Raw genomic sequence first — 20,169 nt, 5'->3', positions numbered from 1 at the left:
GAGATCAGATTAATTTGATCTAAATCACGTATCATATTGTGGGGTGTGTGCCAACGGCGCTGTAACCGGCGGCTTCACACCGTCGCGTATTCATTACCGCGTAAGTACTACCGCACAAGAAACCGTACAAGAACGCACAAGAAGAGGAGCAGGCAGATGAGCGAAGTTGATCATTCTGTGCAGCATTCTGATTTTCCATTTAATGCCACCACCACTGAGTCACAAACTCGAACAGAGGCGGTGCGAATCGGAGTGCTCACGTCTGGTGGCGACGCTCAAGGAATGAATGCAGTTGTGCGCGCCGTTGTGCGCACCGCTCTTCATGAAGGAGCAATTCCGTTTGCCATTCGCGAGGGATGGAAAGGAGCGGTATTCGGCGAAGATCTTATCCAAGAAATGACGTGGAATGACGTTTCTGGAATCCTCGCTGCTGGTGGCACCCATATTGGCACTGCCCGCTGCGCCGAATTCCGGGAACGAGCCGGCATCAAGCAGGCCGTGAAAAATCTGGTCGAGCATGGGATTGACCGTTTGGTCATCATTGGCGGTGACGGCACGCTCTCCGGCGCTGATGAACTGCGCGAGCTTTGGCCAGAACTCATTAACGAACTCGCAGCTGAAGGAGCAATTTCTTCCGATCTGGCTGCGAAACATCAAAAACTACACATCGCTGGCGTCGTGGGGTCAATCGACAACGACCTCGTAGGCACCGATATGACCGTGGGCGCTGATTCAGCACTTCACCGGATCGTCGAAGCTCTCGATGCGCTTTCCTCGACGGCCGCTTCGCATCAGCGCACCTTTGTGATTGAAGTGATGGGACGCCGCTGTGGTTACCTCGCCTTAATGAGCGCCATCGCCGGTGGCTGCGATTACGTGTTTGTTCCTGAGCTTCCACCAGCCGACGGCTGGGAGGATGCGATGTGCGAGAAATTGCGTATCGGGCGTGCTCATGGCCGCCGCGACTCGATGGTGATTGTGGCCGAGGGTGCAACAGACCGCGCCGGGAATCCGATCACCGCCACCATGGTTAAAGAAATTCTGGAACAAAAACTCGGCGAGGACGCGCGCGTCACCTCCCTTGGCCATGTGCAACGTGGCGGAACGCCGTCGGCCTACGACCGCTGGATGCCAACCCTGCTCGGCTATACTGCAGCACACGACGTCATCCATGCTACCGACTCAAACGAACCTGTCATCATTGGAACGCGACGCAACCGACTCGTGCGCCTGCCAATGATGGAGACGATCCAGAACACGCGTGCCGTCAAAGACTATCTAGCTGCAGGTAACTGGGATGCGGCCATCTCGTCGCGCGGAAAAGGCTACCGCGAGATGATCGATATTTTCGAAACGATCTCTTCGCCCGTTCCGACACCGAAATACTCGCTTCCCACCTCACCGCGCGTCGCCATCGTGCACGCGGGAGGCCTCGCACCAGGCATGAATGCTGCTGCTCGTGCTGCCGTCAAGCTCGGACTTGACCGAGGTTTTACTATGCTGGGAGTCGACGGCGGTATGCTCGGTCTGCTTGAGAGCAAAGTGCGCGAGCTCAACTGGGGAGACGTTGAAGGGTGGGTCGAAGACGGCGGTGCAGAACTTGGCACCCGACGCACGATTCCGTCTGTGGATCAGTTTTACCAGCTCTCACGCGGGATCGAGAATGCACAAATTGATGCACTGATTATCATCGGTGGATTCAAAGGTTACAAAGCAGCTTACGAGATGGTACGCGAACGTGACCGCTACCCAGCTTTCCGTATTCCGATCATCTGCGTTCCAGCCAGCATCGACAATAATCTCCCTGGTTCTGAGCTTGCAATCGGTGCCGATACTGCCTTAAACAACAATGCGCAGGTGCTTGACCGAATTAAGCAGTCGGCCTCAGCATCGCAACGTTGCTTTGTTGCTGAAACGATGGGTCGGCGTTGCGGTTACCTAGCCTTGATGAGTGCTATCACCACCGGAGCTGAGCAGGTCTATCTTTCCGAAACCGGAATTACGTTGCCACAGCTTGCCGAAGATACGGCGCGAATGATTAACGCTTTTAAGGGCGGACGCAATCTCTACCTGGTAATTCGCAATGAGGACGCTTCGGAGTATTACACCACTGATTTCATTTCCCGCATTTTCGAAGAAGAGGGCGGCGGACTCTTTGACGTGCGCTCCTCTATTCTTGGCCATATGCAACAAGGTGGTAACCCCACTCCGTTTGATCGAACTCTCGCTGTGCGCATGATGCACAAAGCTATTGACGTATTGTACAAGCAGTTTGAACAGGGCAAAGACGGTGCTATCCACGTTGGCCAGCATGACGGAGTGATCGACGAGTTCCCGATCTCGCATATGAGCGACCTTATCGATATGGAAACTCGTCTCCCGTACGACGCGTGGTGGCACGATCTTAAAGATGTGCTTTATGTGGTAGCCGATCAACATTTTGAGAAGAAAATCGGCACGCTGCCACTCGTGATTGAAGATTAACAATTCACGGCAAGCAATCGGGTTTAAGGGCCAGAGCTTTGTGCTCTGGCCCTTAAACCGTCCTTTACCCCGGGAGTACAACCCCGACGCACCAACCCAAACACACAATCCGGCCTTGAATCCTCACCTTTTGGGGCGATTTCGCAAACATCTCCACATATATCGAGATCATGCAAAATCCACACCAAAACTCGGCGACCACACCGCGGCAAGACCTCAATATGCATTCGGCGATGCACTCATAGGTGGAGGGGCAAGCTAGTTTCTAGCTTGCCCCTCCACCTGCCGTTACGCGATCATTTAGGATTCTGCTTGTGTGGCAGGATCGTCCTTAATAATTTCGGCATAAACTCGATCAATTCGGCGTTGATCCATCGCACGAACCGTGAACCGCACGCCATCAAGCTCCACTTGATCGCCCACTTCTGGCATTCTTCCCAGCTCATTGACGATAAAGCCACCTAGAGTGTCAAAAGGACCATCTGGCAATTCGAGATTGATGTATTTACTTACTTCCGCACGTCCCAACAGACCAGAGACTTCCCCACCAGCGGTTATTTCAACCATTGCGGGAGCGTCGGCATCGTATTCGTCTTGGATCTCTCCCACGAACTCTTCCACCACGTCCTCAATGGTCACCAGCCCGTCCGTGCCACCGTACTCGTCAACGATGATCGCCAAATGCGCGTTCTGGTTCCGCATTTCAGTTAGCGCAGCAAGCACTGGCTTTCCCTCGGGGAAGAAAATCACTGGTCGCACAATATCACGCACAGTTTTAAGCTTCGGATCAGGAGCGATGAGATCGCGGATATGGATAAAGCCGATCACTTCGTCGTCGTTGGAATTGTCTCGCACCGGATAACGCGAATGCTCCAATTCGTTGACCTTGGCGCGAACCTCAGTCAATGGCGTACTCGCATCGAGAAAATCAACTTCGGTGCGCGGCGTCATCACTTCTTCAACGGAACGCGTTCCCACCGAGAGCAAATCAACAACCATCGAGCGCTCAGTTTCCGGAATCGCCTCGTAGCCAGCAACGTAAGTGCGCAGCTCCTCGGCGTCCATCTCCTCACGTTTCTCGTTTGGATCACGCCCCAAAATGCGCAAAACGATATTCGTGGAAAGTCCCAAAAACCAGATCACTGGCCGCAGTAAAGCAGTAATAATGCTTAAAGGATATGCCACTACCAGCGCGAACGTCTCTGCGCTCTGCATCGCCAAACGCTTTGGAACCAACTCACCAAAAACGATCGACAGATACGAAATAAACACTGTGGTCACAATAAAAGCCGTGTTGATAGCAGCGCTCGATCCCATGTAGTTCTCGAGCCAAGGCACCATTAACGGAGCGATCTCCGCAGCACCGAACGACGCCGAAAAGAAGCCCGCGAGAGTCACGCCGACTTGCACTGCCGACAAAAACCGATTCGAATCTGCGGTGAGCTCTTGAATCTTTTTTCCTGACCGCGAGCGGAAAGCCATCGATTCAATCTGTGTATCACGCAGCGAAACCAGCGCCATTTCAGAAGCGGCAAAGAAAGCGCCGATCAGCGTGAAGAGGAGAACAAAAAGAATATTCGTAAGCAGCGGACTCACATGACCCCCGAATTTTGAACAATATTAGGCGTATCGCCCCACATGCCAAAATATGCCAACGCGGTTGCAAGGACGCACAAAGTGATGACGTCAATCGACGTTGAGCGAATCCGTGGCACAAGATGGCGAAAACGACTCCAGCGCACGCCTGCCAAGATCACCAGTGCACCAGACAGCGTCAACGCCGCAGCACGCACGCCAAACGTCATGCCAACGACGAGCACCAGCACGAGCGTTCCAAGCATCGCTATATAATAACCAACCGGGGGTAAGCCTTTCACAACTCCACTTTATCGGTTTACAGCTCAGTGTGCGAAGTGCCGAGCTCCAGTGAAATACATTGTGACGCCAGCCGCTTTGGCGGCCTCGATCACTTCGTCATCACGAATTGAGCCTCCTGGCTGCACAACCGCACGCACACCGGCGTCGGCAAGAACTTGGAAACCATCGGCAAACGGGAAGAACGCATCCGAAGCAGCCACTGAACCACGCGCGCGTTCCGGAGTGCCGCCAGCCTGACCAGCGGCGTCGTGATCGGCAGCAGCGCCACCGGCAGTTTCAACGTCGCTCGCAACACTTATCCCGAGCGTATTGGCGCGCTCTACCGAGAGTCGGCACGAATCGACTCGGTTGACCTGCCCCATTCCAATACCGACTGTAGCGCCGTCGTTGGCAAGCAAGATAGCATTCGAGCGAACAGAACGAATCGCGCGCCAAGCGAATTCAAGATCACGCATCGTGGCTGAATCGGCCGGCTCTCCTGCGACGAGCGTCCAGTTTTGCGGGTCGTCACCTGCAGCGTTGAGCGTGTCGCGCTCTTGCACGAGGAGACCACCTGAGATTTCTTTAGTTTCAGTAGTCGCCTGCTCCGGCTCAACCACTAAAATGCGCAGATTCTTCTTCGTTTGCAGAAGCTCTAAGGCGGCTGGCTCATAGCTAGGAGCGGCGATAACTTCAGTGAAGATCGGTTTAACTTGCTGTGCCATCGCGAGGTTCACTTCGCGGTTAGCTGCAATAACGCCCCCGTAGGCGGATTGCGGATCGCAGGCGTGGGCACGTTCATAGGCAAGCTCAATGCGATCGGCGATGGCAACTCCACATGGGTTGGCGTGCTTGACCACGGCCACCGCAGGCTCGCTATGGTCGTAAGCTGCTCGGATGGCTGCATCGACGTCTTGATAGTTGTTGTACGACATCTCTTTCCCGCCAAGCTGCGTTGCATGGGCAAGACCCGTAGCCGAGCCAGCACGCACATAAAGCGCCGCCTGCTGATGTGGATTTTCACCGTAGCGCAGATCAGCCTGCTTGAGCCAAGCGCCTCCGCGGTACTCAGGCACGTGCGCGCCAATGAGGGTTTGGGACGTCCATTGTGCCACCGCAGCGTCGTATTGCGCGGTGTGTGCGAAAGCTTCAGCTGCCAGACAACGGCGGGCTGCGGCGTCGAAGCCTCCGTCATGAGCTGCGTCGATGGCATCTTGGTAGCGCGATGGATCGACGATCACCGCCACTGAGGCGTGGTTTTTTGCAGCGGCACGAATCATGGTTGGGCCGCCGATATCGATCTGTTCCACGCACTCTGGGATCGCGGCGCCCGAAGCAACTGTTTCTTGGAAAGGATAAAGATTGACGACGACCAAATCGATAGGCTGAATGCCCAGCTCAACAAGCTGATCTTGGTGGGTTTTTAGCTCGCGATTGGCGAGGATCCCACCATGAATCAGGGGATGGAGCGTTTTCACGCGTCCGTCAAAGCACTCTGGGAACTTAGTAATATCACTGACCGAAGTTACGGGCAGGCCCGCAGCGCGGATCGTCGCAGCTGTTGAGCCGGTAGAAATAATTTCGCATCCTGATTCAACGAGAGCTTTTGCGAGGTCGATAATCCCATCTTTGTAGTAAACCGAAAGAATTGCGCGTTTGAATGGGATTTTCATAAACCTTACTCCTCGTTTGCTGGGGTTTTGTGACGGCTGCAGGCGTTTTGACGCTTCTCGCCTCTCCCAGTTTAGGAGCAATTATGAGTTCTCGCTGAACTTCTCAGGTTTTGTATCAGCATTTGCGCTTTTTTCTTCCGAATTTTGAGACGACGGGGCGGAGTGGGACGCTGTGAGCTTCTGCTTGGTTTCCTGCACGGTTTCCTGTTCGATATCCCGCGCAAGCATGTCGGTTGCCGGCGTGCCTGTTGTGGGAGCGTTTGTTACGGGCGCACTTGTTGTAGGCACTGTTGCTGGCTGCGTTTCTGTCGGGGGTGCTACAGCCGGCGAATCCGTTTCAGATTCTGTTGCAGGTTGCACATCCGTTACAGGCGCTATGGACGACGAGTTCGTTTCTTTTTTCGCAGCGGAACTCGGACTACGCCGGCTCGCCTTTGCTAATGACTGCAGCTCCTTGATCGTATCTGGATGCGCAAGCATTGCTGCGAAAACAAACGGCAGCACTCCCACCAGCAGCGCATATGCAGCAACGAGAGCAGGTCGAGAGCCAATCACTGCCATCCGGCCTGGCCCGAGGCTTCCCGAGGCTATCAATGCAGACAACGAGCACAAGAATACGAATATACTGCCGGCAATGAGGGCATTAACAAGCAAATTTCCACGGTCACTCGCGAAAAATCCAAACGGAACTCGCTTCGGATTTTGCGCTGCTGGAACGCCGTCGTCTGACGAAAGCTCAGACGTACAAACGGAAGAAGTGTCAGTAACTGCCGGAGCCAGAGATTGCTTATTGAGCCAACCAACGCGCATACACACCGCGCCAAGCAGGCAATATCCAAGGATAGGCAGGGCGATTAACCACGCAAAACCAGTTCCATAACTAGGCAGTGCACCAAAAACTGGAATAGCCGGCAATGGCCCGAGCGTATTACCCATGATGGCAAAACTCGTATCAGCCCCTATCGAAAAACCAGCACCGAACACCCAAGCAAGCGCCCACAAAAGATACGTTGGCAAGTACATGAGCTGCACCAACACCATACTTGCTGTACCAATTGCATTTTGGAAATAGGAGTCGTTAATTTGGCGCACATTGCTGATTCCAGCTACGAAACCGATAAGAAATACTATTAACGCTGCTAAACAGGTAGCTAGGAGCAGGACGCGCAAAATTGGCCAAGCTCGCGTCAGATACGGCCACCATGGCAAATTCATGAGCAACTCTTCACGACCAGCCCATATTGCCACCACAGCAAAACTCAAAGCAGCGCCGATAATAGCAATCCACCATGAGCCTTGAGCAGCGGAGGCAAGACCAATGATCGCAATAGTGACCGCAGCAAAAACGGCAGAAAAAGCCACATCAGCCCATGCAAAAATGCCAATCCTGCGCAGCGCAAAATATGCAGAAAATACAATCAATGCTGTATAGAGGCTCGGAATAAGCGAGAGCGTGCCCTGCCCTACCTCCAGCTGCGCGCCAAATGACGTGAGCCACCACTGAGTGCCAAAACGCGCAGCATCGCTCCAGGCAATATTGCCAAGTAATGGCGACGACGCTGTGATTGCGTAGAAAAAGACAGCACACAGCATTGCGCCAAGCCAAGTGAATACAAGTGGCTGATTCACCGCGCGAAACACTGGAAATACAGATCTGAGGTCAATTGTTTTTTCTTGCATCACTTCAATAGTTTCGCAAATGCGCATTTTTACGAAGAAGTGCTGGCGGCGTGTTGCTCTCAATACGCCGCCAGCACAGTTCAACCAAGCATCAGATGAGCGCCTATTAGCCGCCCGAAGCTTGTTAGTCGATTTTGAAAACTTTTTTTGGCTGGTCAACAGTCAGGTGCTTAATCCAGTGCTGCGCAGCCGCCAAGGAGATGCGCCCTTGGGCCACATAACGCGCCAAGAATGCCGAATCCACTCGGCGCGACATATCATGGCGCGCCGGGATAGATAGGAAAGCACGAGTGTCATCAATGAACCCAGATGCACGAGAGAACCCGGCTGTTTCCGTTGTAGCAGCTCGGAATCGCGCAATAGCATCCGGCGCATCGATAAACCACCACGGCGCCCCAATAAATACGCTGGGATAAAAACCAGCAAGCGGAGCGATTTCACGCGAATACACCGTCTCATCGAGCGTAAAGAGCACCACGTGCAAATCGCGATTACTCCCATATTTGTTGAGCATAGGGCGGAGTGCCTTGGTGAACTCTGTTGCCACTGGAATATCGTGGCCGGTGTCCGCTCCAAAGCTCTCAAAAGATTGCTCGTGATGATTACGCAGCACACCGGGGTGAATCGTCATAACCAAACCGTCATCGACGCTCATACCAGCAAAGCGCAACAGCATCGCACCCTCGAAAGCATCAGCTTCCTCAGCGGTCAAACTGCCGATCACGGCTTTCCGATACAGCGTCTCAAGTTCTGCATCATCAAGATCAACCGTGAGCGGATGTGCAACACCAAAATCGGCAGAGACAGCTCCGTGTTCGATAAAGCGAGCGCGGGAAGCACGCAATGCCTCGAGGTAGCCAGCCAAGCTATCTACCGGCGCATTTACCGATGCCGTGAGAGCTTCCACTCGCGATATAAACTCCGGTTTACGCGCATTCACATATGCGTCTGGACGCCACGTGGGCACCACTCGACCCGAGAAACTCGGATCGTTCGCAAGCACCGCATGGTATTCCAGAGAGTCAAGCGGGTCATCCGTCGTCGCCAAAAAAGAAATCGGGAACGAATCGAATAATGCACGCGGGCGGAACTCGGGCTGAGCCAATTTCTCCTGAATCGCGTCAAAAATCTCGTCCGCTGTCTCTTCACTGGGTTCGCAGTCGATCCCAAACAGCGTCACGAGTTCGTGCGTGAGCCAATACCCCGAAGAAGTACCGTCAAAAAGCCGCCAATGCCGGCAGAAAATCCGCCAAGCAGCGCGCGGATCTACCGGATCCGACTTCCCCACTCCCAACTCATGCAAATCAACTCCGGCCGAGTTGAGCAGCCGAAACACATAATGATCATAAGTCAAGAAGAGGTTCGCAGCATCAGAAAATGGCTTGTTATCAAGCAAAAGCCGCGGATCAACATGCCCGTGGGGCGAAATAATCGGCTCATGCGCAACACTCTCGTAAAGGTCACGCGCAATCGCCCGCGCATTAGGCTCAACCGGAAAAAGCCGATCGTCATCCAACACCAGTGGCATTTTCACGATATTTCTCCCACTCTTATCGCTGCACGCGAGCGCTACCGCCGCCCACAAGTCGCTCAACTTCTGCCAGTGAAGCCATCGACGTATCCCCCGGTGTCGTCATGGCAAGGGCACCATGCGCAGCACCATATTCCACCGCTTTGGCGACGTCTCCAAACTCCATCAAGCCATAGATCAATCCTGAAGCGAAAGAATCTCCTCCGCCCACGCGATCGAGGATTTCCAAACCGTCGCGCTGCGTAGCCTGAGCAAATCCTTGCTCGCGCTCCCAGGCTATCGCACCCCAATCGTTGACGGTAGCGGTGCGAACCTGACGCATCGTCGTCGCCACCACCTGGAAATTCGGGTAAGCGGCTGCGGCCATTTCAATCATCTTTTTGAATGACTCAACTTCGAGATTGTCAAGATTCTCGTTTGCGCCTTCAACGTGGAATCCGAGCGAAGCCGTGAAGTCTTCTTCGTTACCGATCATCACATCGACGTATTGTGCCAGCTCACGGTTTACTTCTTGGCATTTTTCCTGACCGCCAATAGACTTCCATAGCGACGGACGATAATTGAGATCGTAGGAGACGATCGTGCCGTATTTCTTCGCGGTCGCCATCGCCTGCTTGGCCACCTCAGCAGCGCTTTCAGACAGTGCCGTAAAAATTCCACCCGTGTGGAACCAACGCACGCCGAGCTCACCAAATAGGTGCTCCCAGTCCACGTCGTCGGCATTCATTTGGGAGACGGCGGTGTTGCCGCGATCGTTGTTCCCTACCGCTCCACGCAGGCCAAAGCCGCGCTCGGTGAAGTTCAAACCATTGCGCACGGTGCGCCCAACGCCGTCGGATTCCACCCACTTGATGAACGACGTATCGACGCCGCCTTGAAGAATACAATCTTCAACAAGCTTTCCGATCTCGTCTGCTACCAGGGCAGTGACGACGCCGGCTCGCTTTCCGAAGCAGCGTCGCATACCGCGTGCCACATTGTATTCACCGCCACCTTCGGAGGCTTTGAATGATCGAGCAGTGCGAATACGCCCTTCACCTGGATCAAGGCGCAACATTACCTCGCCCAAAGAGAGGATGTCGTAGCGGCACTCATTTGCTGGCCGAAGTTGCAAAGCGCTCATGACCGCACCTGCCCAACAATCTCCATCGCCTCAGCTGAAAGGCGCGTGATCTCGTCGAATTGCCCCTCGGCAACCATCTGCCGAGTCACCATCCAAGAGCCACCCACTGAAGCAATCACGTCAATTGCGAGCCATTCACGGATGTTGTCTGGACCAATGCCGCCCGTAGGCATGAATTTGAGCTGAGGGAACGGCGCTGCCATTGCTTTGACCAACGGCAGTCCCCCGAGCGGCACCGCCGGGAAGAATTTCATTACGTCAAGGTCAAATGCCAAAGCAGCCATAATATCGGTTGGATTGGCGATGCCAGGCAAGAATGCAACCTCGCGCTCACTAGCTACATTCGCTACCTCAGTAGAAAAGCCTGGTGAAACCAAGAATTGTGCGCCGGCATCAATCGCACGATTCGCCTGATCTGCAGTTACAACAGTTCCAGCGCCAACCGTGATTCCCTCCACTTGTGCCATCTGCGCAATTGCTTGCGCAGCTACTGGCGTACGAAAGGTGACTTCAGCCGATGTAATACCGCCTGCCACCAGCGCTTTTGCAGTTGGTAGCGCATCTTCTTCTCGATCCAGCACCACAACTGGCACAATCGGGTTCTTTTCCAAGAACGGACGAGCAGATGGGATAGCCATTTCCTTCTTCTTTCCTAGTCGTAGATTTCCTAGTTACGAGTCTTCATCTTGTGAATTGATTCCCACAAGCCGTTCAAGTACACCGCACCGAGGGCGCGATCGTAGAGCGGATAGCCGGGGCGTCCAGTCTCGCCCCAAATCATACGGCCGTGATCTGGGCGAATATAAACATCCGGATTGGTATCGTAAATCGCTTCCATGATGGCGAACATGTCGAGATCGCCGGTAGACGACGGGTGCGGAGCCTCGTGGAATTTCTTCGGCCCTAAGTACTTCACGTTGCGCACATGCGCTGCGTTCATCAAGCCACGCTCACCAAATTCACGGAAAATAGCTGGCACATCGTTATCTGGGTTCGAACCGAGCGAACCGGAACAGATGCAGAAGCCGTTGTACTGCGAATCGTAAAGCTTCGCGATCTTGTCCATATCATCGCGATTGCGATAAATACGTGGCAGGCCGAAAAGATCCCAAGCTGGGTCGTCAGGATGGCAGGCCATCTTGATGCCAACTTTTTCAGCGGTGGGGATAATGCCCTCTAGGAAGTAACGGTAGTTGTCGCGCATCTTGTTGTGATCGACGTCTTCATACAAACGCATGACTTCATCGAGGCGTTCCAAACGCTCAGGCTCCCAACCCGGCAGCGTGAGTCCACCTGATTCTTTTGCGGTAATTTCCACAATATCGCGCGGGGTCATGCCCTCGATCTGTGCGTGATCGTAGTAAAGACAATTCGAGCCATCGTCAGTGACGTGCGCAAGCTCGGTGCGCAGCCAGTCAAATACCGGCATAAAGTTGTAAACCACAACTTTCACACCAAACTTCGCAAGATTCTCAAGGCTCTTATTGTAGTTTTCGATGTACTCATCGCGCGTGCTCAGACCAAGCTTAATGTCCTCATGCACATTCACCGACTCGATAACTTCACATTCGAGACCAGCTTCGTTCACACCACCAATAAGCTCACCGATTTCGGCTTCTTCCCAAACTTCCCCTGCTTGCTTACCAGATAGCACACCCATGATTCCGGTCATTTCTGGAATCTGCTTGATGTACTGAAGCGGAATTGGATCGTATCCTTCGCCGTACCAGCGGAATGTCATTTTCATTTGGTGTTCATCTCCTTGTCGAGCGTAGCGCGCACCGCGCCAGGGGCTGAAATTAGTTCGGCGAAGAGCTTCTCCACCTTAGTTGCGAGTGGTGTGTCATACAGATCGACACCGAAAATTTGTTTATTGGAAAGAATAGGCTCAAGAGCTGCATGAACGTCAGTTTCTTCGCCCAAGCGGATATGTGCTACATGCGCTTGCAACTCCTCAAGCAAAGGATCTGGCGAAAGCGTAAGTTCTTCGCCGTCGTCTGCAACTGCCATAAGATAACGGCACCATAACGCGAAAACTAGTGGCATCGCGTGCAGCGAATCCAAATCCATACCGCGCTCGATGTACTTCTTGATCGTCTCACCAAAACGGATCGGAATCTTCTGGGAGGTGTCCATCGCAATACGCGCCGGATCGTCTGGTAGATAGCGGTTCGGGAAGCGCACCTCGAGCACTTCGCGCAGGAAGTCTTCCGGTTTCACAATACCGGGATCGACGACGACGGGCAGGCCTTCGTTCCAGCCCAGCTGGTTGACGAGCGCCGCGAGAGCCTCATCGCGCATTTCCGAATCAATCGTTGGGAATCGCAACAGGCACCCTGCTACGGCAAGCGCTGTGTGCAATGGATTAAGGCAGGTCGTGACTTTCATATTCTCAAAGTCATCACAGACTTTTCGATCCACGATACTCACACCAAAATCTTCAAAAGGCGGGCGTTCACCAGCGAATTTGTCCTCAATAATGAGGTATTCGGTAGGCTCGGCGTTCACAAAACCGGCATATGGTGCGCGGTTGGGAGTCTCCACGGCCATATCAGTGAATCCTATTTGTGCCAGCTCAGCCGCGATCGAGTCATTCGGACGCGGAGTGATCTTGTCGATCACTGAAATTGGGAACGCAACATTCGCTTCATCGCCAAGCCAGGTGATGAATTGCTCTGGAACTGTGCCAGCTTGTGCCCACCCACGCGCAATCGTGAGAACCGATTCGCGCAACTTATCGCCGTTATGGGAGAAGTTATCGGTCGAGAGCAAAGTAATTGGCGCGCCACCAGCATTAAAGCGATGCCACAACAATCCAGCCACGAGAGCCATCGTGTGGGCATGGTATCCGAATGGATCGGAAGCGATCTCTTCTTCCACAGCAGTTTGCAACAGACCTTGCGCATCGTGAATGGCATAGCCTTTTTCGGTAATAGTAAAGCTCATCAGTGAGACAGACTCGCTTCGAATGATCTCAACTAAGCGTTCAAAATCTTCACGACGACGCGTAGCTAAGCCCTCACACATGCCGGCGATAACTTTGATATCGCGTTCACCGTCCGGATTGAGTGTTACGCCCAAGGTCATAAGATCGTGTTTTGCGAGCTGCACGTCGAGTTCCACCGGATCCATTGGGATGACGGCGGTCACTGGCCACTCGTGACCAGCCGCAATGAGATCGTGTGCGATCCTCGCGATAAAAATGCGGAAAATATTTCCCGGACCAATGTGAATCCACCGCGGATTTTCTTTACCTTGTGCTTGCATCTGCTCCACATCGAACTGGGGTGCGAGCTGTGCCAAGGAATCAAGATTTTCTAAATTGAGTTGCATCTTTCCTCGATTACGAATTGGTTCGAAGATTGAGCATTTTCTTGCGCCCTCGCCTCTAGAAAACACCTACAACCTTGTCTGTTATCTAAATTCTAATGCTGGCAACTTTGGCTTCCGTTTAGTTGCCTAAAGTTGCCAACATCAGCTTCATTGTGATGCGTTATGACAGCTTCAACATCACTTTCGAGGATCCGCTCGATCTATCAGCGGCGACGTCAAATGCCTCGCAAGCTTGCAAAATGTCAAATTCATGGGTTTGAAGCGGCGAAATATCAACAACCCCATCGAGGAGCCGGATCGCCTCATCCATTTCATCGGCGAAGCGATATGAGCCACGGTACTCAATCTCACGAGTGACGATATTTCCAAGGGTTGCACTTACGTCTCCACCTGGAAGATTACCGACCTGCACCACCACTCCGCCGCGACGAGTTGCGCTGATGACGCCACCAATCGCCGCTGGCGCACCGGAGGCTTCAATAGCGATATCGACGTCTTGTGGCAGCTCCTGTCCCTGCAAAATATTAATTGTGCAGTCAGCGCCCATAGCGCGGGCGATATCGAGCGCCTGCTCGCTGAGGTCAGCTACAGTAACGTGACGGGCACCGTAAGCTTTGGCAGCTGCGACAGCCAGGGAACCGATCGGACCAGCACCGTTCACTAACACCGTTTTATCTGCGACGTCGCCCGCGCGTCGTACCGCATGGATAGCGACGGCGAAAGGTTCGGCTAATGCTCCAGCTTTCGTCGTCACTCCCTGCGGCAAGAAACGCAATTGATCAGGGCGAACAATGCGGAATTTTGAAAATCCCCCTTGCTCGTGTGGCAAAAAAGCAGCTGAACCGAAATATCGTACTTCGGGCCACAAGTTAGTCCGCGCCCGCATATCCTCAGCAACTTGATAGTCACCCACCAAACTCGCAGGATAGAGCGCTACTTTTGCACCGACCTCGACTCCGTCTACCTCTGATCCGACTTCCGCCACATAACCAGCAACTTCATGCCCGAGAATCAGCGGATCACGCAAAACGGCTGTGCCTGAGATTCCTGAGCGCCAATATGCCACATCAGAACCGCAGATCCCTCCCCACTCCATGCGCACCAGCACATCTACAGGTCCACATACCGGATCAGCCACCTCATCAATGCGCAGATCCTTAGGTCCGTGCACAACTACTGCTTTCATTGTTCGCCTCTTATCATTTTCGTTCGTTGTCTGTGTTTTTATCGTTTGCGGTGATCACATAAGGCTGCTCAGCTGACCCCAGAGTGAGTAAAGACCCAGGGCAAAGATCGCGAATGCCGAGATGATGAGCAGAACTTGGAAAAGAACTCCGTCTTTTACCTTGTCGTCGGTTTGCACGCGCTGTAATTGCAGCGTTGATACCGCCACGCCCATAAGGAAGATCGCATTCAAAACGCCTGCCAACACGAGCAGTGCAAGCGGGGATTTGGCAACCGTACCCAAGATGGCCCAGGTGATAGGCAAAATCACCATTGTGACGCGCATCCAACGGTCACGTCGCGCGGCGTCGTTCCAGTTAAACGCACCTAAAACGGAAAGCGTATTGGTGGTCAAACGCGCGAATCCAGGCACATTGGCGAGAATCGTCTTAAACAGTGCCACTCCACCGCCAATCATGAATAGCGCACCTCCCCACGATCCAACTACAGTTTCGAAAATCGAGGAGATGGTGGTCATCACTTCGTTTCCTTGTGGCACGAGTCCTTGTGGGTTGAGCACTGCTGCACCGAGGACGTAGAAAGCTGCGGTCGAGATTGTGTAAATGAACCACGAAACCCACGCATCGACTTTCATCACTTTGATCCAGCCGCGAGCGCGATTGACCCACTGCATAGAGCCATCGTTTGGTCCGGCCCACGCGGCGTAGCCTTTTTCGACAATCCAATAGGTGTAGGTGGTCACTTCACCAGCGCCGACGCCTGTAAGGCCGAACATTGCCAAGGCGATTCCGAAAGAACCTACGCCGATTTTAAAGCGCATTCCCTGTGATATTTCAGCCAGTCCCCAGCTGTATTCGGTTCCAAACAGCGCAAAGACGACGGCGACGGCGAAGACCGTCACGAGCACTACGAGCACAGTCGAGATTTTCTCCAACATGTCGTACCGGTTGAACCAGTGCACTGCGATGGCGATAGAAGCGAGAATTGCGACCCATATTCCAATCGAGAGCAGCGAGAACGGATCCCCACCGATCGGCATGAGAGCCGAGAACGCGAAAGCTGCTGCGGAGAGCACGCCTGCCTGCCCGATTGCAAACTGTATGAACATCGACAGTACGAGCCATACCATCCAGCCGTGGCCTTTGACTTTTGGCCCCATCTCATTAAATCCAGTGATGGCTGGCTTACCAGTTGAAATCGACCAACGCGCGAGTTCAATCTGCACGAACACCTTGACGAAAGTGGAAACAAACACGAGCCAGAACAGAATAAACCCAGCTTTGGCGCCGAGAGTTGTGGCTGTGAGTAGTTCTCCTGAGCCCACCACGGCTGCGGATGTGATCATTCCTGGTCCGAGGAATTTTAGCGACCCCTTAAAGGTGCGTGGTGGTTCTTGTATATTTTTAGGATCGAGAGTGTACGGATCGTCCGTAATGGTAGTTTCCGTTACGGTTTCGTTGACTTCCGATGCTGCCATGTTCGCTCCTTTGCAAACTACAGATGTTTACTGTGAACTCAAGCAAAAGTACTGAGCCCGTCTTGCATACAACTCTTGTATACATTGCTTGTATACTATGGAATTGTGTTCTTATTGTCAATCGCGATGGCATATTTCGATCATTGGCAATATTCTTCATAGAGAAGGTTCTTCAACCCATAGAGAATTGCGTTCAATTAACTTGAGCCACCTTAGGAAGCAGATTTGGTGAAAAACACAACGTCTACCCGCGAATCGGTCTATCAAGAGATTCGAACACGAATCATCAATCTCACTTTCCTACCAGGGATGGCACTGTCTGAAACCGAACTCGCAACGCAGCTCAACGTATCGCGAACCCCGGTACGCGAAGCACTAGTATTGCTCGATAAAGACGGGCTAATCGAAGTGTTTCCCCGAAAAGGAACTTTCGTCACCAAGATCAACCTCGAACTCGTTCGCGAAACCCAGTTCCTCCGTGAAGCTATCGAAATCGCCTCCTTGCGATCTATTCCAGCTCAACTCGACCCTGCACTAGTTCAAGAGATCACCAACAACCTCGCGCAGCAAAAGAATGCAGCTGAGTCCCACGATGCCCGAGCTTTCTTCATACTTGATGAAATTTTCCATGCCTCGTTGATGAAGCTCGCCAATCATTGGCGCTCATGGGACGTCGTGGCAACGACCAAGCCACATCTTGACCGAGCACGCTACCTCGGATATCAAGAATCCACGCCACCCATCATTTTTTATGAACAGCACTGCGAAATCTTCGATCGAATTCGCGCGCACGACCTAGACGGCGCTGAGCAACTATTATCGCATCATCTGCGCACAGTATTTGACGATATTAAAACCGCGCAAAAAATACTTCCAGAGTTCTTCACCACTGAGCAAGACTCATCCAACGACCTCAACGGCCGTTTTCCCGCAGCGATGTCGCTATCGCAGCAATCGGTTCAAGAGCTGCTTACCTTGCGTATGAAGCACCAGCCGCCACAGTGAGCACCTACCTAAGTGAGCGCCTACCTACTTCGCCGATACAGTAGGCCACGGCGGCGTCGCTGGCAATAAGGCTTCGTATTCCGCAACCAAGGAGTCCATATAAGCTCCGCGGTAAGTGCCAGAGATGAATTTCTTCAAAGCTTCATCTTTGAATCGATGCCACGATTGGGCTTCCCCACCAGGATTGATCGGATACCACAGCACACCTTGGCTGAAAGCGGCGTCTCGATCACCAGGAGCGTCACCGATCAACAAAATATGATCATCGGCGTACTTTCCTTTGGCGGCGTATTCAAGGTGTTGAGCTTTCGTGCCCATCTCCTGCCCAGCCAGCACTTTCATATAGTCATCAAGCCCGTGCTCGCCCCATTCTCGCTCAAGAAATTGCATTGAAGCAGCCGAGACAGTCATGCAATCTGCCACCGCCGTCATCTCCTCAAATGCCTCACGCACACCAGGGAACGGCGCGCAGCCATGAACCATCCACGCCACCAGTTCGTTGACGCCATTTCCCCAGGCAATGCACCGATCGATTTCCTCTGACGGGTTCTCAGCGGCAAATTTTTCGATACCATCAGCCGAAAGCGGCAGACCCGATGCGAGGAATTTCTTCAACTCACCGCCGTCGGGAAGCTCCACACCTCGCTCGATAACTTCGGGGCGTTCCTTGAGCCGATCAAAAATCAAATCTAAAGTCACCCATCGGTTTTTCCCGCGCGTCGTCGAATGCAAATTCACGAAGATCGCGGTCTCGCGCACGAGCGTCGAGATAGGTTGCAGATCAAAATACTTGATGTAGCAAGGGGTAAAGCACTCGTAGTGCTTAATATCCATCGCGTCAATCGCACAACCATCGGAGTCGATCCCGATGAAGAAATCCTTTTCAGGTTGGAAATCAAGAAGTACCTGAGCAGCAGCTGGAATATTCATTGTGTGTCCTCAGATCTGTGCGTCAATTTTTCCGCAGAAAGCATCAACAGGGCTGATCCCTACGAATTCAGACTTACCCTCGAGCTTGTCAAGTAGCAAATCCAGCGTGAAGTCTTTGTCGTCGTAAGTGTTGATGTACGTCTTGACCTGGGGAACGTCCACCAATGCATAAGGCGTAGCAGTAGAAACATAAATGGTAGGAATTTCGAATACGTACCATGGGATATCCACTGTGCCTTTAGTAGCGGGCCACATCACGCGCTCGGTTGGCTGCATCATGCCATCAATCTTTGAAATTAATAGCACGAGGTCATAGTTCTTCGTGAGATTAGCGATAGGTGCCTTTCCTGCGTAAACGTTCTTCACCGCCGTCGCCTGCTCCTCAGGGCTCATCTGCGCCAATTTATCGAGCAAAGACTCGTGGCGCGTCACCTCGTAACCGCGTTCGCGCAGCTTATCGGCAACACGATCAGCAGGGTGCACGTTTTCGCCGCCGCCGCCAAATGCGCGCGAGATCGGATTGCTTGGACCAGACACCGAAACTACCAGCACCCGCTTCGTCTTTTCCGGGCTAAGCGGCAAGTTCTGAGGCTGCTTGTTCTTCACGAGCGTGATCGCACGATCGGTGAGTTCGCTCGCAATGGCAACGTTTTGCGGCATACCAATCCGCTGCATAGCCTCTGCTTTTGGAGGAAGAATCTGTTCGCGCGGCGTCGAATGTAGACCTAATCGCGCTTTCAAGCCAAGGATTCGCTCCAGAGCTTCTTGCAAGCGCTCTTCGGTGATAATGCCGCGGCGGTAGCCATCAAACATCCACTCAAAGTCCTCATCCGGATCGTTGAAGAACAAGAAAAGGTCGCAACCAGCAGCAATAGCCGTCGGGAGCAGGTCGCGGCGTGGCATCGCGCCCGTGAGTCCTACCATATGCGAAGCATCTGTTACGACGACGCCGTTAAAGCCGAGCTTTCCGCGCAACAGATCCGTCAAAATTTCTTTGCTCAAGGTAGCTGGCAAGAGATCGTCAATCGTCATGTTCGGATTGAAATGCTGCTGGTAACTCGGCAGCATAATGTGCCCTACCATGAGCGAGGGCAGGCCGTCGTCGATAAGACCTTTATAAACTTTGCCAAAGGTGGCGTCCCATTCCTCAGTTGAATAGGAATTTACCGACGCCGAAAGGTGCTGATCGCGTTCGTCAATGCCATCACCTGGGAAATGTTTGGCAGCTGGCAAGATGCCCGATTCCATAATGCCTTTCATGTAGGCACGAGACATTTCTAGAACCAGATCAGGATCAGCACCGAAGGAACGATTAGAAATAATCGGATTGCGCCAATTGCGCATGATGTCCACAATTGGAGCGAAAGACCAGTTACAGCCGATGGCACTTGCTTCAATACCCGATACACGTCCCATTTCATAGGCCCACTTAGGATCGTTGGTAGCGCCTACTTTTACTTCAAAGCCCACATAGGTACCATCTGTGCAGGCACCATTGCCGCCGGCTTCAGTATTAGCGGCAATGAGCAGCGGAATCTTAGATTTGGTTTGCAGAATATAATTCTGCTCCCATACTTCCTCAGCAGTACCTGGATTGTAGCGAACTGCGCCAATGTGGTAGTTATCGAGCACCTCAGTGAGATATTCCTCGGTGCGCTGCGCACCCATATTGACGAAAAGCTGTCCAATCTTCTCCTCAATACTCATCGCGTTAATCGTCGAACGCACCCAAGCGATTGCGTCGTCGTCCAAATTAAACGGCGCGGCAGTTAGATCCACCATCATTGGCTCCTTCGAAAACCTTGTAAGTTATCCAGCTAGTAAAAACTTGTTATTGAAGAAAGGAGGGCCGCCTGAATTTTCCATTCACAGCAGCCCTCCGAAAGGTAGC

The 20,169-nt window shown here is 52.9% G+C and carries 15 protein-coding genes; 2 read left to right on the top strand and 13 right to left on the bottom strand.

Annotation, left to right across the window (positions count from 1 at the left end):
• The first annotated feature begins 156 nt into the window (after positions 1–156).
• A complete protein-coding gene (locus JOD55_RS04450) occupies positions 157–2,484 on the top strand; it encodes a 6-phosphofructokinase (protein ID WP_204398879.1) in 2,328 nt (775 codons plus the stop codon).
• Positions 2,485–2,784: 300 nt separating this feature from the next.
• Here JOD55_RS04450 and JOD55_RS04445 read toward each other — a convergent pair whose 3' ends face one another.
• The 11 genes from JOD55_RS04445 to JOD55_RS04395 form a co-directional block, all read right to left on the bottom strand.
• Positions 2,785–4,080 carry a CNNM domain-containing protein gene (locus JOD55_RS04445; RefSeq protein ID WP_204398878.1) on the bottom strand — a complete coding sequence of 432 codons (1,296 nt, stop codon included), beginning with the start codon at positions 4,078–4,080 and terminating at the stop codon, positions 2,785–2,787.
• The gene (locus tag JOD55_RS04440; RefSeq protein ID WP_204398877.1) at positions 4,077–4,325 is read right to left on the bottom strand and encodes a hypothetical protein; all 249 of its coding nucleotides are present in this window, start codon (positions 4,323–4,325) and stop codon (positions 4,077–4,079) included. The genes JOD55_RS04445 and JOD55_RS04440 overlap by 4 nt, the downstream gene beginning before the upstream one ends.
• Before the next feature lie 60 nt (positions 4,326–4,385).
• The gene (gene purH / locus JOD55_RS04435) at positions 4,386–6,014 is read right to left on the bottom strand and encodes a bifunctional phosphoribosylaminoimidazolecarboxamide formyltransferase/IMP cyclohydrolase (RefSeq protein WP_204398876.1); all 1,629 of its coding nucleotides are present in this window, start codon (positions 6,012–6,014) and stop codon (positions 4,386–4,388) included.
• A gap of 81 nt (positions 6,015–6,095) precedes the next feature.
• Complete coding sequence (locus JOD55_RS04430) at positions 6,096–7,694, bottom strand: cell division protein PerM (RefSeq protein ID WP_204398875.1); 1,599 nt, start codon at positions 7,692–7,694, stop codon at positions 6,096–6,098.
• A 124-nt stretch (positions 7,695–7,818) separates the two neighbouring features.
• Positions 7,819–9,222, bottom strand: a complete 1,404-nt coding sequence (gene uxaC, locus JOD55_RS04425) for a glucuronate isomerase (RefSeq protein WP_204399706.1) — start codon at positions 9,220–9,222, stop codon at positions 7,819–7,821.
• A gap of 22 nt (positions 9,223–9,244) precedes the next feature.
• On the bottom strand, positions 9,245–10,348 hold the full coding sequence (locus JOD55_RS04420) for a sugar kinase (RefSeq protein ID WP_204398874.1): 1,104 nt from the start codon (positions 10,346–10,348) through the stop codon (positions 9,245–9,247).
• Entirely contained in the window at positions 10,345–10,986 is a 642-nt protein-coding gene (locus JOD55_RS04415) for a bifunctional 4-hydroxy-2-oxoglutarate aldolase/2-dehydro-3-deoxy-phosphogluconate aldolase (protein ID WP_204398873.1), read from the bottom strand. The genes JOD55_RS04420 and JOD55_RS04415 overlap by 4 nt, the downstream gene beginning before the upstream one ends.
• Before the next feature lie 29 nt (positions 10,987–11,015).
• Complete coding sequence (locus JOD55_RS04410; RefSeq protein ID WP_204398872.1) at positions 11,016–12,095, bottom strand: mannonate dehydratase; 1,080 nt, start codon at positions 12,093–12,095, stop codon at positions 11,016–11,018.
• Positions 12,092–13,681 carry a mannitol dehydrogenase family protein gene (locus JOD55_RS04405; protein WP_204398871.1) on the bottom strand — a complete coding sequence of 530 codons (1,590 nt, stop codon included), beginning with the start codon at positions 13,679–13,681 and terminating at the stop codon, positions 12,092–12,094. The genes JOD55_RS04410 and JOD55_RS04405 overlap by 4 nt, the downstream gene beginning before the upstream one ends.
• Before the next feature lie 160 nt (positions 13,682–13,841).
• Entirely contained in the window at positions 13,842–14,867 is a 1,026-nt protein-coding gene (locus JOD55_RS04400; protein WP_204398870.1) for an L-idonate 5-dehydrogenase, read from the bottom strand.
• A 54-nt stretch (positions 14,868–14,921) separates the two neighbouring features.
• The gene (locus JOD55_RS04395; protein ID WP_204398869.1) at positions 14,922–16,343 is read right to left on the bottom strand and encodes an Nramp family divalent metal transporter; all 1,422 of its coding nucleotides are present in this window, start codon (positions 16,341–16,343) and stop codon (positions 14,922–14,924) included.
• 228 nt (positions 16,344–16,571) lie between these two features.
• Here JOD55_RS04395 and JOD55_RS04390 point away from each other — a divergent pair, with 228 nt between their 5' ends.
• Complete coding sequence (locus tag JOD55_RS04390) at positions 16,572–17,348, top strand: GntR family transcriptional regulator (protein WP_338022250.1); 777 nt, start codon at positions 16,572–16,574, stop codon at positions 17,346–17,348.
• Positions 17,349–17,372: 24 nt separating this feature from the next.
• Here JOD55_RS04390 and JOD55_RS04385 read toward each other — a convergent pair whose 3' ends face one another.
• Together JOD55_RS04385 and JOD55_RS04380 are read right to left on the bottom strand one after the other, a co-directional pair.
• Complete coding sequence (locus JOD55_RS04385; RefSeq protein WP_204398867.1) at positions 17,373–18,278, bottom strand: HAD family hydrolase; 906 nt, start codon at positions 18,276–18,278, stop codon at positions 17,373–17,375.
• Positions 18,279–18,287: 9 nt separating this feature from the next.
• Entirely contained in the window at positions 18,288–20,063 is a 1,776-nt protein-coding gene (locus JOD55_RS04380) for a glycoside hydrolase family 3 protein (protein WP_204398866.1), read from the bottom strand.
• Positions 20,064–20,169 lie beyond the last annotated feature (106 nt).

It is taken from the genome of Arcanobacterium pluranimalium, from assembly GCF_016907845.1.
In the GTDB taxonomy this organism is placed as follows: domain Bacteria; phylum Actinomycetota; class Actinomycetes; order Actinomycetales; family Actinomycetaceae; genus Arcanobacterium_A; species Arcanobacterium_A pluranimalium.
The sequence above is the reverse complement of the archived record's forward strand: the minus strand, read 5'-3'. Positions and strand labels throughout refer to the sequence as shown.